The 14697-nt window shown below is 38.7% G+C and carries 14 protein-coding genes; 4 read left to right on the forward strand and 10 right to left on the reverse strand.

Features of this window, described 5'->3' with window-relative positions:
- Positions 1-640: 640 nt before the first annotated feature.
- The 5 genes from MM239_RS00005 to MM239_RS00025 all read right to left on the reverse strand — a co-directional run bounded on the left by MM239_RS00005 (position 641) and on the right by MM239_RS00025 (position 6426).
- The gene (locus MM239_RS00005) at positions 641-1438 is read right to left on the reverse strand and encodes a DUF3050 domain-containing protein (RefSeq protein WP_241345705.1); all 798 of its coding nucleotides are present in this window, start codon (positions 1436-1438) and stop codon (positions 641-643) included.
- A gap of 59 nt (positions 1439-1497) precedes the next feature.
- On the reverse strand, positions 1498-2028 hold the full coding sequence (locus tag MM239_RS00010; RefSeq protein ID WP_241345706.1) for a hypothetical protein: 531 nt from the start codon (positions 2026-2028) through the stop codon (positions 1498-1500).
- A 9-nt stretch (positions 2029-2037) separates the two neighbouring features.
- Positions 2038-3828 (reverse strand): ABC transporter ATP-binding protein, encoded by a 1791-nt coding sequence (locus MM239_RS00015; protein ID WP_241345707.1) that lies wholly within the window; start codon positions 3826-3828, stop codon positions 2038-2040.
- 206 nt (positions 3829-4034) lie between these two features.
- Positions 4035-4367, reverse strand: a complete 333-nt coding sequence (locus MM239_RS00020; RefSeq protein WP_241345708.1) for a DUF6787 family protein — start codon at positions 4365-4367, stop codon at positions 4035-4037.
- A gap of 313 nt (positions 4368-4680) precedes the next feature.
- Complete coding sequence (locus tag MM239_RS00025) at positions 4681-6426, reverse strand: M14 family metallopeptidase (RefSeq protein ID WP_241345709.1); 1746 nt, start codon at positions 6424-6426, stop codon at positions 4681-4683.
- Between the two features lie 268 nt (positions 6427-6694).
- Between MM239_RS00025 and MM239_RS00030 the strand changes: the two genes are divergently transcribed.
- Together MM239_RS00030 and MM239_RS00035 are read left to right on the forward strand one after the other, a co-directional pair.
- Positions 6695-7198, forward strand: coding sequence for an ATP-binding protein (locus tag MM239_RS00030; RefSeq protein ID WP_317235591.1), 504 nt, complete (start codon positions 6695-6697; stop codon positions 7196-7198).
- Between the two features lie 69 nt (positions 7199-7267).
- Complete coding sequence (locus tag MM239_RS00035; protein WP_241345711.1) at positions 7268-7597, forward strand: hypothetical protein; 330 nt, start codon at positions 7268-7270, stop codon at positions 7595-7597.
- 291 nt (positions 7598-7888) lie between these two features.
- Here the strand turns inward: MM239_RS00035 and MM239_RS00040 are convergent, their stop codons facing one another.
- From MM239_RS00040 to pdhA, 4 genes are all read right to left on the reverse strand, one after another.
- Positions 7889-9208: an aspartate kinase gene (locus tag MM239_RS00040; RefSeq protein WP_241345712.1), complete on the reverse strand. Its 1320-nt coding sequence runs from the start codon at positions 9206-9208 to the stop codon at positions 7889-7891.
- A 31-nt stretch (positions 9209-9239) separates the two neighbouring features.
- Entirely contained in the window at positions 9240-9716 is a 477-nt protein-coding gene (ribH, locus tag MM239_RS00045; RefSeq protein WP_241345713.1) for a 6,7-dimethyl-8-ribityllumazine synthase, read from the reverse strand.
- Between the two features lie 99 nt (positions 9717-9815).
- Complete coding sequence (locus MM239_RS00050) at positions 9816-10523, reverse strand: tetratricopeptide repeat protein (protein WP_241345714.1); 708 nt, start codon at positions 10521-10523, stop codon at positions 9816-9818.
- Between the two features lie 173 nt (positions 10524-10696).
- Complete coding sequence (gene pdhA, locus MM239_RS00055) at positions 10697-11716, reverse strand: pyruvate dehydrogenase (acetyl-transferring) E1 component subunit alpha (protein WP_241345715.1); 1020 nt, start codon at positions 11714-11716, stop codon at positions 10697-10699.
- A gap of 105 nt (positions 11717-11821) precedes the next feature.
- Between pdhA and recF the strand changes: the two genes are divergently transcribed.
- Positions 11822-12934: a DNA replication/repair protein RecF gene (recF, locus tag MM239_RS00060; RefSeq protein ID WP_241345716.1), complete on the forward strand. Its 1113-nt coding sequence runs from the start codon at positions 11822-11824 to the stop codon at positions 12932-12934.
- Here recF and MM239_RS00065 read toward each other — a convergent pair.
- Positions 12928-13344, reverse strand: coding sequence for a DoxX family protein (locus MM239_RS00065; protein ID WP_241345717.1), 417 nt, complete (start codon positions 13342-13344; stop codon positions 12928-12930). The two genes, recF and MM239_RS00065, sit on opposite strands and share 7 nt — an antisense overlap.
- 105 nt (positions 13345-13449) lie before the next feature.
- Between MM239_RS00065 and MM239_RS00070 the strand changes: the two genes are divergently transcribed.
- Complete coding sequence (locus MM239_RS00070) at positions 13450-14592, forward strand: TlpA family protein disulfide reductase (protein ID WP_241345718.1); 1143 nt, start codon at positions 13450-13452, stop codon at positions 14590-14592.
- Positions 14593-14697 lie beyond the last annotated feature (105 nt).

Below are 14697 nucleotides of genomic sequence, written 5' to 3' on the forward strand. Positions count from 1 at the left end.
TGTTAATAAGGTTGTCGGCATTGTTTCTGGATCCCATCTTGAACAATGACAGGCAAAGGCCTGCCATGATGATTTCGGCAACGGAGTAGGTACAGCGTTTCCTGTGGTCGGGAATGGAATCCAACAACGTTGTAAAGTCGGGGTAATGCCTTTTTAACACTATAAGAACAAAGATGACCAGTTGTTTTCCCTGGAATTTTCCCAGTTTTTGTCTGCACGAGATTTTTGATTGCTTCCTCTAATTAAAAAGAATGAAAACACGAAAAAAATCGACATAAAACGGCCAAAAAGTGGGTTATTCAGCCAGAAATCGCTATTTTAGAAGAAGAAAAAGGGGCTGAATAAGTCTTGCAAGACCAGCCCCTTTTAAAACATATAATAAAATATGAGACCAAAGATAGGTATTTCCACTGGAAAGTGGAAATTCTATGCATGTGACTCAGGTTCAGTTATATAGGATTTTTTACGTTCCTTTTGAATAGCCCGAAGATTAATTCTTAAGCATAGTTGTAACAACCTAACAATCAACTTGAAAATTTATGCTCGGAATTGCTGTAATTCAGAGAATCAATTCACCAAAAAACCTGATTTTTGGTGAATTGAAACTAGCAAAGCCTCCATTCGGGAAATCTACCTGATATTAATGAATGGGATTTTCAGCAGCTATTCTATTTCTTACTGCTGCATGTATACCATCCCAAAGGACTTTTCTAGCCTCCAAAGCTTCAATGGCTGCTTGCTTCGTTTGATCCCACTTTAGCTCATTATCTCCACAAAGATGTGCAAGCATTTTCATGGCTAAAGGTCCGTGATGATCTTCATCAAGATGAATATGTCTTTCAAAATAGTACTCTAATGTCTTCAACTCACCTGGCTTACTTTGGATCAAGTCATTGACAAGTTGGCGAAACAAGTCTGGGATCAATTCTTCTCTTCCCAAAGTAAAGGAAGCTGCAATTTGATGAGGCTTTCCTAATTGAACTACTTCATAATTGACTTGTAAAAAATGTTTGACTTCACTAGACAGATCGGCATTTTTCAAAATTTCTTCGAAAGTACTTCCACTTTTTATGCTTTCAATTAAATCGCTGATTTTGGATGTGTCAGCACCAGCTTCTTTCATAGCTCTTAGGTATAGCTCAAAGTGACTACAATACCCCCCTTGACCATCTTCGTCACTTTCTTCTGCGAGCACGATATCATTGATCAACCTGGTGACCATCGGCTCGTCAGACGGAACCCATGGTATACTGACACCAGTTAGTTTCAGTTGCAAAGCCTTCAATAAGGTCATAAAGTCCCAAACTGCATACACATGCTGCTCCATAAAAATCCTAAAGTCTTCCAAACTTTTCAGGTCATTATAAATCGGGTGATTTAATAATGCATTTCTATAAGGAGCTACTTCCGCAAGAAGTTTATCTATTCTTTGATTCATTGTATTTTAGGGTGTTTTAATTCTAAGTGTTAACCTTCTGCAAAACGATATGTTTATGATCAGAACATTAGACCAACCTTGATAGGGATTAAGCTTGCATTTTGTTGTATCATCATACCAGATTTGAGAGAAATACGAGTACTGCCTGTCAAACGAATCATCGGGCCTACCAATATTTCTCCATAAAAATTTTGTGTTCCACTTTCATATTGATTCCATAGTCTAGCAGTTCCCAATTTCAAATTGAATACTGGGGAAATCTTGCTCTTGTAATTTGCAAATTCGAAGCTAAAAAAACCTGACAACCCATGATATGATCTTGAAGCACTATCGAAAAAATTTTGATACCCTAAACCTAATCCCGCATAGAAGAACTCCTTCCATACTAATCCATTGATCAAGGAAAATTCAAATCCATCTCTATTTTCCAAGTGATGTCCTTGCCAATTAGGCCCCGGATCAACATCTAGCAGCGTATTTTGAAATATAAGGTAACCAGTCTCTACACCTAAAGCGTATCTTGCTTGGCATAAAGCTAAATTACTAAATGCCATCAAACAACAAAAGAATACTAGTATAGATATTCTCATTTCATTTTTCTATTCTGCAAACTGCAACCTTACCAGATTAGCATAAAACCCCTGATCTTGGTTGGCTAGGACATCATGAGTGCCTTCTTCTACAATTTCGCCTTCTTTGAGTACGTAAATCTTATCTACCTTTCGGATAGTAGATAGTCTGTGGGCTATGATGATGGTTGTCCTATTTTTCATCAACTCGTCCAACGCTTCCTGTACCAACGCTTCAGATTCTGCATCCAAAGAAGATGTCGCTTCATCCAAAATTAAAATTGCAGGATTTTTCAATATTGCTCTTGCTATGGCAACACGTTGTCTCTGACCACCAGATAACTTGATCCCACGCTCACCTACTTTGGTCTCAAGCCCCTCTGGAAATTGCTGGATAAACTGCCAGGCATTGGCTTTTTTGGCTGCCGCAATGATTTCAGCTTCTGTGGCATCGGGTTTTGCATAGGCTATGTTTTCCCTGATACTTCCACCAAACAACAGCACCTCCTGTGGGACAATACCAATATTTGACCTCAATTGTCGAAGGTTCCATGCATTGACAGACTTTCCATCGACAGTCAGTTCACCACTACTTACTGGATAGAAATTCAACAACAACTGAATGATCGTAGATTTTCCAGCTCCACTGTGCCCCGCCAGTGCCACTTTTTCTCCAGCAGCTATATTCAAATTAATGTTTTTGAGAACTTCAATCTCTGGTCTTGTTGGGTAATGAAATCTGATAGAAGAAAAAGAAACTTCACCTCTCATAGGCACCTGTTGAAAGTCCGCCGTAGCAAGCTCTGGCGTCTCTTCCAAAATCTCCAACACACGTTCTGAAGAACCAATTGCCTTCTGAATCTGTCCATAGATATCACCCAGACCAGCTATGGATCCACCAATAAATGTGGTATATAACACAAAAGAAACCAAATCACCTATACTCATCGCTCCAGAAGCCACCAGACTAGCACCATACCACATTACAGCTACTATGCCACCAAACAATGCGAAGATGATAAAGGATATAAATGCTCCCCTATAACCTGCAGCTTTCAAAGCAACCTTAACTACCCTGTCAAGCCCTGTTCGGTATCTAGCTGACTCATACTCTTCACCAGCAAAGGACTTGACCGTCATGATAGACTGCAAAGTTTCCTCCACAATAACATTGGCCGCAGCTAGCTCATCTTGTGCTTGCTTGGAAAGTGTACGAATAAACTTCCCGAAAACGATGGCTATAATCACCAGGATAGGAAATGTGGCCAACATAAATAAAGTTAGTTTTGGAGTAGTCAGCATCAGAAAAATTACGCCAGCCACAAGGGTAATCAGCTGTCTAAATAGTTCTGCCAAGGTCGTCGAAAATGTATCTTGTAGCATGCTCACATCGGCAGTAATTCTTGAAATCAGCTCACCTGTCCTTCTTTTGTCAAAAAAAGTCATCGGTAATTGTACCAGCTGTCTATAAAGGGATGTCCTCACATCTCGCATGCTACGCTCCGAGACCTTTGCAAACAACCACACCCTAAAGAATGAGAAAATACTCTGAATCAATAAAATCCCTAGCAAAAGCATCGCAATGCTGTTGATCCCATTGATCAGCCATGTTTTGCCAGATGCTGTATCAATTAGCTTACCTGCTACAAATGGAAATGTCAATAGTGTAAGACTAGATAGCAACAAAAAAAACAGACCTAAAGCAAATGTCCATTTATAAGGCAAGATAAACCTGAAGATACCCCCTAACTTCCCTAGACTCTCTTTGTTAAGCTTACGCTTTTCGTGTTCTTCTAGGGCATTACCTTTCTTCTTAGCCATTATTATTTTTTTTCAAAATTAAAATAGTCCGCAAATTTACACAATGATTGCTGCTAAGACTACCTGAGATATGATTTTTTTGAAAAGATTGATTTGAGTAAATTTCACTGAGAAATAGCTTTTTACAATTTCTAAACGAGAAAACCTTGAGGCTTTGCTAAACCTCGAAAGGTTTTATGGCCAAATGAAATTGTCTGGAGTTGACATCACTCTTTTTTCTTTCTCCCAAAGATTCTTCTAAAGAATTGCTTCTCTTTCTCCCAAAAAAAATCAAATTGGCCTAAAACAAAACCCCAAAACAATAACACCAACTGATATAAAGGAAGTACGAGAAGTAAATAGAGAACAGTTTTCCAAAAACCACCACGGTCCATACTCACACCAAGCAAATCAAAAATTGGCTTTTTGATAAACAAAATTGTAAATCCTGTCAAAGCGAAAACCAACAAAACCAAGAGTACTTGCTTAAGACTCTTCAATTTCCATTTTGCTTGAAGTTTTTGCAAAAATGTGGGTGATTCGTTTTTTGATTCAGACATACCTGTTTTTTTTCATTTGATTCTTTTCAACATGCACTTTGAGAAATTGGTTTATAGTTTGGTAAATTATGTGGTATTAAAATGAAATCATCAATCTATGTCGATTAGTTTAGACCTGCCAGGTGGCGTGTTAAATTTGACAGAAATTTCAAAATTTCTTCAGCCCATTTATAATATGGTGTTAATCAAAACATGGGAAAACAGCGTATTTGATCCAATTTTCAAATGTTCCAGTACAAGCAATGAATTCACTTTTTGTCATAGTTTACACCCCACTTGGCAGGTCTTCCCAACTTAACTAATCAACATTAAATTATCTATTACCATTATATTCGAGTCTGTAGACTGGATATCTATTGTGCTCTTTTTCTTTCCATGGAGAGCGATCATATACCCATCTCAACTGAGCTGATCCGTTGCTTGCCAACTTCTCATCTTCTTTTTTGGCACGCTCCAGCTCCTGGCGCAAGCTAGGGTTTTCTTTCAAAAATGCTGCTGCCAAATCTTCAAAAACATAAGCCGAATATCCTTCCTTGGACTGAAGAATCATGTCAAAATAGTTCCAAGCAAAAAAACTATCCTCACCCTCTGGTTCTAATACTTCGATTATGAAATTATTAGCTTCTTGGTCCATCATTACCACTACATCTCCTTTGCGAAAAGTAATTGACTCTGAAGATTTCTCTACTGTTACATTACTGTGCATAAAATGTCCCTCATATGGTCTCTGACTTGTTTGAAAATCTTTGATCTGATATACAGTCACTACCATACTCGAATCTTGCTGTAAAGCCTTCACCTGAACACCATTCCTACGAAGATTATCTATCACGGTATGCCATCCCTGTGGAATGATATAAGCTTTGGGCTTTTCTATCGTCAAGCCTGACTCGTAAGCATCATAATACTTGATTTCGGTACTGAATGGTTTTTGTCTATCATAAAATAACCTAGGGTGTCCAGAGATTTCAGAGGGCTTTTGACCTGATTCATAACCATGAAACTCCATCAGCTTGAACTTACTCCTGTCAGACTTGTGATTAAGTTCAAATACGCTCTGTTGCTTGACTGCTTCCCTGTCTGCCTTCGACATGGAGACGATTTTCTCCCCATCTCGCTCAAACATGTCGACAAAAACCTCAAAGAGTGCATATGTAGAAGCAACCCTTTGATCATAAGACTTCAGCATGTGCGTCTCAGGCATGAAGCTCAAAGTCTTAAACAAAGCCGCATACCCACTACTGTACCGACCTATATCTTTGAACTGCGGCCACCCATCTTCTGGCTTGCTGCCATAAGCATTGACATATGGGATCATTGGAAAACCACGATCTTTCATTCTGGAGTATAGCTCAGGATTCAATGATTTCTCCAAATATGCTCCCAATTGCCCTCCCAATCTATCATGCTGTGTAGAGATCAAGGTCATCACATGCTGATAGTCTGCTCCATTACTCACATGTGTATCTATGAATACATGCGGCTTCATCCAATTGAAGATTTGATGAAATGAACGTGCGTTTTTGGTGTCTGCTTTGATGAAGTCTCTATTGAGATCATAATTTCTAGCATTACCCCTAAATCCAAATTCCTCTGGACCATTTTGGTTGACACGACTATGAGAGCCCCTGTTGAGGTGACCTCCGATATTGTATACAGGAGTGATCGCTAGTACAACATTGTCAGGAAAAGACTTCTTTCCTAACAGGATGTCTCTAAGCAACATCATCGATGCATCTATTCCATCTGGTTCGCCAGGATGTATGGCATTATTGATATATACTACTAGCCTATCGTGATCATGCCAAATACCTGGATCAAATTCACCCTTGGTATCATAGATCACGACATGAAGTGGTAGCCCTGCATCAGTGACTCCCATTTCCACCATCTTGACATGTTCAAAATCCTTTGCCAATAGCGCAAAATATTCTATAACCTCTTCATAGCTTGGTGTTTTTAGCCCTTGAGATTTTTCAAATAAAGTCTCGTAAGATTCTTGCGCAATGATCTCAGATCCAAAAAGACACGCAACAGCTATCAATAATAATTTCTTCATGTCCGAATTTGATAAAAAAGTACCTAAAACGCTAAAAAGATTTTATAATCGGTTTTGAAAACGCAAGATTCATTGCGTAAAGTGCTTAACGCAAAGTAAGTAACACAAAAAAAAACTACATGTTCACGGAAGCGTATTCATAACGCCAATAAAGTATGAAAAAGCCAGACAACCTATTTGTACTCAACACCTATCACGGAAAGCATACTTCTGAGACAGAGAGGAAGACCTCATCAGACTAGTGTGACATATTAGAAACGGACGAAATATCGAACTATATGCTTGGAGAAGACTGGGGAAATCAGCACTGGTGCATAGGTTCTTCGAGGAGCTAGAAAGTTCAGGTGACCATGAAACAGTATATGTAGACTTTCTTGGTGCTATCTCCATGGGTAATGCTGTCAATGAATTGGCCAAAGCCATTTTTGAAAAATTTGGAAAAACAAAAACTGGTCTTCATACAACCATTCAAAAAATGATCTCACCCATCGGAGCCACTGTAGGGTTTGAACCCATATCAGGAACACCTACACTGAATATTGGAGTCAACAGTCCCCAAAAAGAAGAGCAATCTCTACATGCACTAGGGGAATTTCTCAATGAAAGAAAGAAAAAAATTGTAATCGCAATAGATGAGTTTCAACAAGTATCCACGTACAACAAAGCCAATGCTGAAGCCATATTCCGAGCCTGGACACAGAAATTCCCAAGTATCGGATTCATATTCTCAGGCAGTCACAGAGGGGTGATGACGGAGATGTTTTTAGAATAAAACAGGCCCTTCTATCTCAGCGCACAGCTTCTTTCATTGACTCCTATCCCTGTTGAAAAATACATTCCTTTGATCCAAGGACACTTGCAAGCTAAGAGAAAATCAATCTGTAAAGAAATTATCCAATCTATCATTCATTGGGCTAGAGGGCAGACATATACCATGCAATTGATTTGTAACTTCCTCTACTCCCAATGTCAAGACGTAAAAATGACTGACGTAGAAAGGGTAAAGGCAGATATCTTGGGACAACAACAGGCAATTTTTGTTAACTTTCCAAAAATGTTCAACAAAACCCAATGGAAAGCCTTTCAAGCCATTGCTAAAGAGGAACCCCTACAAAATCCACTTTCAAAGGATTTCATCAATAAATACAGACTTGGGCGACAAGCTCGGTGAATACAGCGATCAAGTCTCTTCAAAAACAAGAACTTGTCGTTGTAGCCGATAACATTTACCTGGTTCGTGAAGTATTACTAGCCAGGTGGATGTCGAGGATATAAAAAGCCCTCTTGGAAAAATTTCCAAAGAGGGCTTCTTTCATTTATTGACTAGCTAAAATCCGCAAGGGAATGTTGTAATCGATTGATTTACATTGACAATAGACCTTCCAGTTTTCACTCGATTATCTAATAACTGATTAGTAGTAAATAAAAACCCGAATGGTCTGCGGATTTTATTGACTAGGTTTTACCAAGTAAACAAGCCATCATTGAGGCTTTGTAAAGCTTGCTTTTTGTATTGTGTATCTACCAAGAGAGATACATTGTGCCTACTACCACCATATGAAACCATACGAACTGGATACTCAGTAAGGCAATTCATGATTTGAGCAACACTACCTTTGGACTCAGCTATAAGGTTACCTACTATAGAAATGATTGCTTGATCACTGTCTACTTCCACAGAACCATAAGTTTCTAATTCTTTTATGATCTCCTTTAAATGAGTCGTATCATCTATGGTGACAGACACCGCTACTTCCGAAGTTGTGATCATATCGATTGAAGTCTTATACTTTTCAAATACTTCAAATACTTTTCTCAAAAAGCCATACGCCAAAAGCATTCTGCTTGACTTGATCTTGATAGCAGTAATTCCATCTTTAGCTGCCAAAGCTTTTACTCCTGTACCTTGCTCTTTGGCAGTAATCGTTGTACCGGCTGCGTCTGGCTCCATGGTATTGAGAAGTTTGACTGGTATATTATATTGCTGGGCAGGCCAAATGGACGCTGGGTGTAGAATTTTGGCACCAAAATAAGCCAACTCAGCCGCTTCATCAAATGAAAGTTGCGCGATAGGACGAGTCTTGTCTACGATTCGAGGATCATTGTTATGCATCCCATCGATGTCCGTCCATATTTCTACAACCTCTGCATTGATCGCTGCACCCATGAGAGAGGCAGAGTAATCAGAACCTCCTCTCTTGAGGTTATCCACTTCATTTCTGTGATTTTTACAAATGTATCCTTGAGTGACAAAAATGCTTTCTTCCGGGTAATTAACCAGAATGCTTTTAACCTTGTCTGAAATCTTTTTGAGTTCTGGCTCATTGTTTTCATCAATGCTCATAAAGTCTAATGCAGGTAAAAAAACCGCTGGAACATCAAGTTCTTGAAGTAAAGTGTAAAACAGCTTGGTGGACAAGAGTTCCCCTTGCGCAAGAATATCCCTGTTGATAGCTTCATTGAAAGAAATCTTGAGGATAATATTCAAAAACTCAAAATGTTCTGCAATGATCTTTTCAGCTTTTTTCTGTGCAGGGCTTGTCTTTAGCAACTCCTTATAGAAGGCCAAATAATGCCTATGCAAAGTGTCTATTCTCTCTTTTGCTAAATCCTTATTAGCATCTGCAAGTGCTTCCCCAATACCAACTAGCGCGTTAGTCGTTCCGGACAATGCCGAGAGAACAACAATCTTCTTCTTGTTATCTCTTGTGATCAAATCTTTGACTTGATGCATTCTTTCGGGTCTACCTACAGAGGTACCACCGAATTTCATGATTTTCATGGTTTATACTAGGTTTGATTTGTTTTAATCCTTAAAATCCAAGCATTTTGACAGCTGTTATGGCTGCTTCATCGCCTTTATTGCCATGTTTACCACCTGCTCTATCTAATGCTTGTTGCATTGTATCTGGAGTCAAGACTCCAAAAATGACTGGTTTGTTATATTTCAATCCCACATTGGTAATTCCATGAGCGACTGCATCACATATGAAATCAAAGTGCCTTGTCTCTCCTTGAATAACACAACCTAGGCATATCACTGCATCTATCTCTTCTAATTCAGCTAGCCATTGCGCACCAAGCGTCAACTCAAATGAGCCAGGCACCTCCTTTTTAAAGATATTCTCCTTTTTCACACCATATTTGAGTAAGGTTTCCAATGCGCCACCAAAGAGAGCTGAAGTGATTTCATCATTCCATTCTGATACTACAATACCAAACTTTTTGTTTGACATGTCTACAATATTATTCTCAGAATATTCACTGAGACTTTTGAGAGAAGTTGCCATATGCTGATTTTTTTTTATTTCTGATATAAGATATGTATATAAAAAAAGAGTAAGACCTGTGAGGCCTTACTCTTCTCTAATGCTTCATGTACACAAGCATTACCTAGAAGCAAGACCTTCTAAGCGCGCTTTGTGCTTTCGTGCATTTGTAAATTCGTATGATTCGAAGTATTTCTCTTCAATAGTTTCATAAGTTTTGATCGCGTTCTCATTATCTCCAGCTTCCTCATAAGCGACAGCTAACTTATTCAAATATCTAGGCGTAAAATATTTGTTTTCATTTTCACTTGCAGCTCTCTTATAATATGCGATCGCTTCTTTTGTATTATTTAACTCTAAGTATGCATCGCCGATCAAAGCATATGCTTTGGCCTGAACAAAGTAATCATCAGATGAGAATTTCTTTAAATAATTGATAGCATCGTCAAACTTACCCTCAGAAAGATAAATTGACCCAATGTAGAAGCTAGCTAGTTTTGCAGCATCAGTACCTGAATACTGATCTGCAATTTTGATCAAACCAGCATTGCTACCATCTCCATTCAAGGCTAAATCTGTCTGATCTTGCTCAAAGTAATAGACAGCTTGGAACATTTCTGCTTGTGCTTTTTTACTTTGATTCTGCTTGTTGATCTGTATGAACAATACTCCTGCTATGACAAGCACAAGGACGATTAATATCCCGCCAAAGATCTTTGAGTTCTGCTTCACAAAATTCTCTCCTCTCTCTAATCTGCTTGCAATCACTTCTGGGTTTTCCAAAAGTTCGTATTCTACTTCGCTATTTTTTGTCTCTTTCTTAGCCATTCTATGAAAATTATTGGCGCAAAGATATATTTCTTTAAAACAAATGCAAAGTTATAATTAGAATACATAAAAACTTCTGGAAGTATTTAATATAAATAAGCTGATCTAGCCCTAGAAAAGCAAAAAACCTCTGCAAATGCAGAGGTTTTTTAATATATATTAAATTTCAAGACTTACTCCATGACGAATGGATAATCTTCCTGAATATAAACATCTTTGAATGCATCTTTTCCATCAGGCCATGGTGACTCCTCAGCAAACTTCACAGCATCATCCACCTGCTTTTTCACCTTTTTATCGATTTCCTTGATTTCTTCTTCAGTGAGAATGTTGTTATCAAGGATTGTAGCTTTTACTTGCTCGATTGGATCCCTCTTTTTGTATTCCTCTACTTCTTCACGGGTTCTATACTTCTGAGGATCTGACATAGAGTGTCCTTTATATCTATATGTCCTGAATTCAAGTAATGTAGGACCATCACCTTTTCTCGCTCTTTCAGCTGCCTCTACTACTGCTTCATGGATTGCCTCTACATTCATCCCATCTACAGGGAATGAAGGCATGTCGTAAGCTTCACCAATTTTATATAGTTCGGTAACATTAGAAGTCCTAGCAACTGAAGTACCCATTGCATAGCCGTTGTTTTCTATAACAAAGATCACGGGTGTTTTATATAGCATTGCAAGATTGAGTGCTTCATGGACGGCACCTTGCCTTACAGCACCATCACCCATGTGACAGATACATAGGTTCTTTGTTCCTTGATATTTTTCAGCAAATCCAATACCTAATCCCATTGGTACTTGAGCACCTACGATACCATGACCACCCATGAAATTTCTTTCTTTGTCAAAGATGTGCATGGAGCCTCCTTTACCTTTGGTAGTACCAGTGGCTTTTCCATAAAGCTCGGCCATCACAGCTCCCGGATCAGTTCCGAGACCTAGTGGATGAGCATGATCTCTGTACGCTGTGATCCATTTGTCGTCTTTTTCCAATGCCGTAATCGCTCCAGAAGCACAAGCCTCCTGACCAATGTACAAATGACAAAATCCTCTGATTTTTTGCTGACCATATAGTTGACCCGCTTTTTCTTCAAATCTTCTCATCAACAACATGCTTTCATACCAGTAAGCATATGTTTCTTTGGAATATTTCGCTTTTGACTTTGCAGTCGAACTCTTCTTTGCCATATCGTTTGTTATAAAATATGCTAAATTTAGGCCTCAAATATAATCAAAAGGGCTGAATTTTAAGGCTGAATGCGAAAATACTCCAAAAACCCTAAGTTTCTAAATATGCACTTAAAAAATCTCCACTTAAATCAGTTTAAAAATTATCATTCTGCTAAGCTTGAGTTTTCAGAGGAGATCAATTGCATGGTAGGGATCAATGGATCTGGCAAGACAAACCTGCTAGATGCGATTCACTACCTATGCTTAACCAAAAGTGCATTGAATACTCAGGACAATCAGAATATCCTCCATAATGAAGCTTATTTCTCCTTATTCGGATCATTTGAATCGGAAAACAACACTTTGGATGTAAGGTGTATTGTGGAGTCTGGAAAGAAAAAACAACTCTTGCAAAATGGGAAAATTATAGAAAAAATGAGCGATCATGTAGGTACATTACCTGTAGTAATGATCGCCCCAGATGATACATCGCTGATCAAAGAAGGTAGTGAAGAAAGAAGACGATTTTTTGACAACATGCTGTGCCAGCTAGACAAAAGCTATATGATTGCATTGGTAAGGTATCAGCATTTTCTAAAACAAAGAAATGCACTACTTAAGCAATTCGCCGAAAGTGGTCGAATCAATAAATCGCACTTAGAGCCCTATGATGTAGAATTGATTCGACTGGCAAAACAAATCTCCATAGCTAGACAGAATTTCATCGAAGCTTACAAGCCAATGCTTTTGAATCATTATGCAGAGATTTCTGAATCACGTGAGCATGTGGATATACAATACACGACCACGTGTATGGAAGATTCATTTGAACAACAATTTGTTCAAAATCAAAGTAGAGATATCTTGCTACGTCGGACATCGGCAGGCATTCACAAAGATGATTTCGTATTTGAAATCGACCAATACCCTATCAAGAAGTTTGGTTCACAAGGTCAGCAAAAGTCCTTTTTAATTGCCCTCAAGCTAGCACAATTCGAAATCTTTCATACCAAGAAAGGAACCAAGCCTATCTTGCTACTTGACGACATCTTTGATAAGCTTGATGACCATAGAATCGAAAAGCTCATGCTACTCGTGGGAGATCATCGCTTCGGGCAGTTGTTTATCACAGATGCAAGACCTGAGCGATCTATTCAGATTCTCAAAGGCTTGGACTCTGAGATCAAATTCTTCCGAGTAAATCAGGGCATAGTAGAAGAATTTGCTGATCAATAGCGACTTTTCCTCCTAATCTGAGCATCTAGTGAATATCCGCCAGGACCTAAAAGAAACAAACTGACAAACACCGTCAGATACATCAATGACAATTCCTTGTCACCAAATGGATCTCCAGCATGTGCTACAAATGCAGCCACTAGCATTGCGATGATCAAAGGAACTAATGACACCCTTGTCAAGAATCCAATAGCCAAAAATAGTGCACAGAAAAACTCCGCAAATATCACCAACTGCAGAGATACTGCTGGACCGAGGCCTATAGGGTCTGCAAAGTTTTGGAGATTGCTAGAAAAATTAGATAGCTTGGCCCATCCATGGGTAGCCATCATCAATCCAGCCCCAGCTCTGAGTATCAATAGCGCCAGGTCTTTTAAAATCGTGTTACTAAAGAAAATAAGTCTTTTCATTCTTAAAGTTGGTTAAGCGTTTTCTTATTGCAATATCAAATTAACAATATTCCGTATGAATCGTTAATTTCACATCTTAAATCATGAAGATAATTCCTTAATTCTATGAAGTCAATAAAATGTTTTTCTAAAATCCTTTTTGGGTTTATCATATTTCTCATCACGTGCGCACCGAGCGTTGGTCAACAAAGCTATTCTGATGATTTTGTCACCTACATGTCGGGCTTAGAGCGCTTCGTTCAAAATGAACTCTATAATAAAGTAAGCCAATTTCTATACGACGTTGAGGAAACACCAGAGCCAAAGGCATACATAGATTTTGTCGAAGAGATCAAAAATGAACTCGAGGAATATCACCAGTCGAACAAGTCCAACTTAATGAATGATGAAGTTGACGCTGCTAAATCCTTTATACAAACCATGCTCGTCCAGTTGGCCGAACTTTACCTTGACAGAGCACAAGAATATGAAGTAGGTGTAAAGCAAAAGTTTCTACATGACTACCTCCAAACTTTAGGTCTCAATAAAGAAATCAACAACCTTACAGATGACGTAGCAAGATCAATCATGATGGCACTCCACTCTGCCATGAAGATTCCATTTGGAATGACAAATGATGAAATTGCAAACTATGTAGCTGCCAATAGAGAGGCAGATAGGGAGTTGATCTTAGCTTCAAGTATCATCAACGATATGCTTATGCTGGCCAAAAGTTATGATCAAAGTGAAAATGCTATTGCAACATTCAAAAAAGAGTATAACGGATCCAACTTTACACCATCTATGGAAGAGCTGCTAGTTTCTTTGGAGAAGCTTAAGCCTGGAGCCGAGGTGGAGAATTTCACTTTTGTGAACCTAGAGGGTGAAACCGTCACTTTGGAAAAGTATAAAGACAAAATAATCTACCTAGACCTATGGGCAAGCTGGTGTGGACCATGTATCCAAACTTTCAGAACAAAAACACCAGACTTCGAAATGCAACTGAGAGATCAATCAGACATCGTACTTCTGTATGTGTCTATAGATGAGAAGGAGGAATCATGGAAGAATTTTCTTGACAAAAACCCTATGCGAGGGGAGCATTTATACGCTGGAAAGGGTTTTGAAGCGTCAATAATGAAGTACTTCAAAGTATGGGGCATCCCAAGGTACTTGATTATAGGAAAAGATAATAAGCTCGTCAATCCAAATGCCCCAAGACCTGGAGATGAAGCCCTTTCTGCCTTGTTCGAGTTGGTCGGCAAATAGGCTTTTTTAACACTACATTCAACGAATTCGAGGTAAGGTATTTTGCTGAATTGTAACATTTTTAACTTAGCTGTAATTCATAAATTGTATGGTAACCTTCCCCTT

It is taken from the genome of Belliella filtrata, from assembly GCF_022549775.1.
Lineage (GTDB): Bacteria > Bacteroidota > Bacteroidia > Cytophagales > Cyclobacteriaceae > Belliella > Belliella filtrata.

What these genes read in the sequence shown, in the direction of transcription:
- MM239_RS00005 (WP_241345705.1), bottom strand. Translation starts at nt 1,438, where the DNA reads ATGAATCAAAGAATAGATAAACTTCTTGCGGAAGTAGCTCCTTATAGA.
- MM239_RS00010 (WP_241345706.1), bottom strand. Translation starts at nt 2,028, where the DNA reads ATGAGAATATCTATACTAGTATTCTTTTGTTGTTTGATGGCATTTAGT.
- MM239_RS00015 (WP_241345707.1), bottom strand. Translation starts at nt 3,828, where the DNA reads ATGGCTAAGAAGAAAGGTAATGCCCTAGAAGAACACGAAAAGCGTAAG.
- MM239_RS00020 (WP_241345708.1), bottom strand. Translation starts at nt 4,367, where the DNA reads ATGTCTGAATCAAAAAACGAATCACCCACATTTTTGCAAAAACTTCAA.
- MM239_RS00025 (WP_241345709.1), bottom strand. Translation starts at nt 6,426, where the DNA reads ATGAAGAAATTATTATTGATAGCTGTTGCGTGTCTTTTTGGATCTGAG.
- MM239_RS00040 (WP_241345712.1), bottom strand. Translation starts at nt 9,208, where the DNA reads ATGAAAATCATGAAATTCGGTGGTACCTCTGTAGGTAGACCCGAAAGA.
- ribH (WP_241345713.1), bottom strand. Translation starts at nt 9,716, where the DNA reads ATGGCAACTTCTCTCAAAAGTCTCAGTGAATATTCTGAGAATAATATT.
- MM239_RS00050 (WP_241345714.1), bottom strand. Translation starts at nt 10,523, where the DNA reads ATGGCTAAGAAAGAGACAAAAAATAGCGAAGTAGAATACGAACTTTTG.
- pdhA (WP_241345715.1), bottom strand. Translation starts at nt 11,716, where the DNA reads ATGGCAAAGAAGAGTTCGACTGCAAAGTCAAAAGCGAAATATTCCAAA.
- recF (WP_241345716.1), top strand. Translation starts at nt 11,822, where the DNA reads ATGCACTTAAAAAATCTCCACTTAAATCAGTTTAAAAATTATCATTCT.
- MM239_RS00065 (WP_241345717.1), bottom strand. Translation starts at nt 13,344, where the DNA reads ATGAAAAGACTTATTTTCTTTAGTAACACGATTTTAAAAGACCTGGCG.
- MM239_RS00070 (WP_241345718.1), top strand. Translation starts at nt 13,450, where the DNA reads ATGAAGTCAATAAAATGTTTTTCTAAAATCCTTTTTGGGTTTATCATA.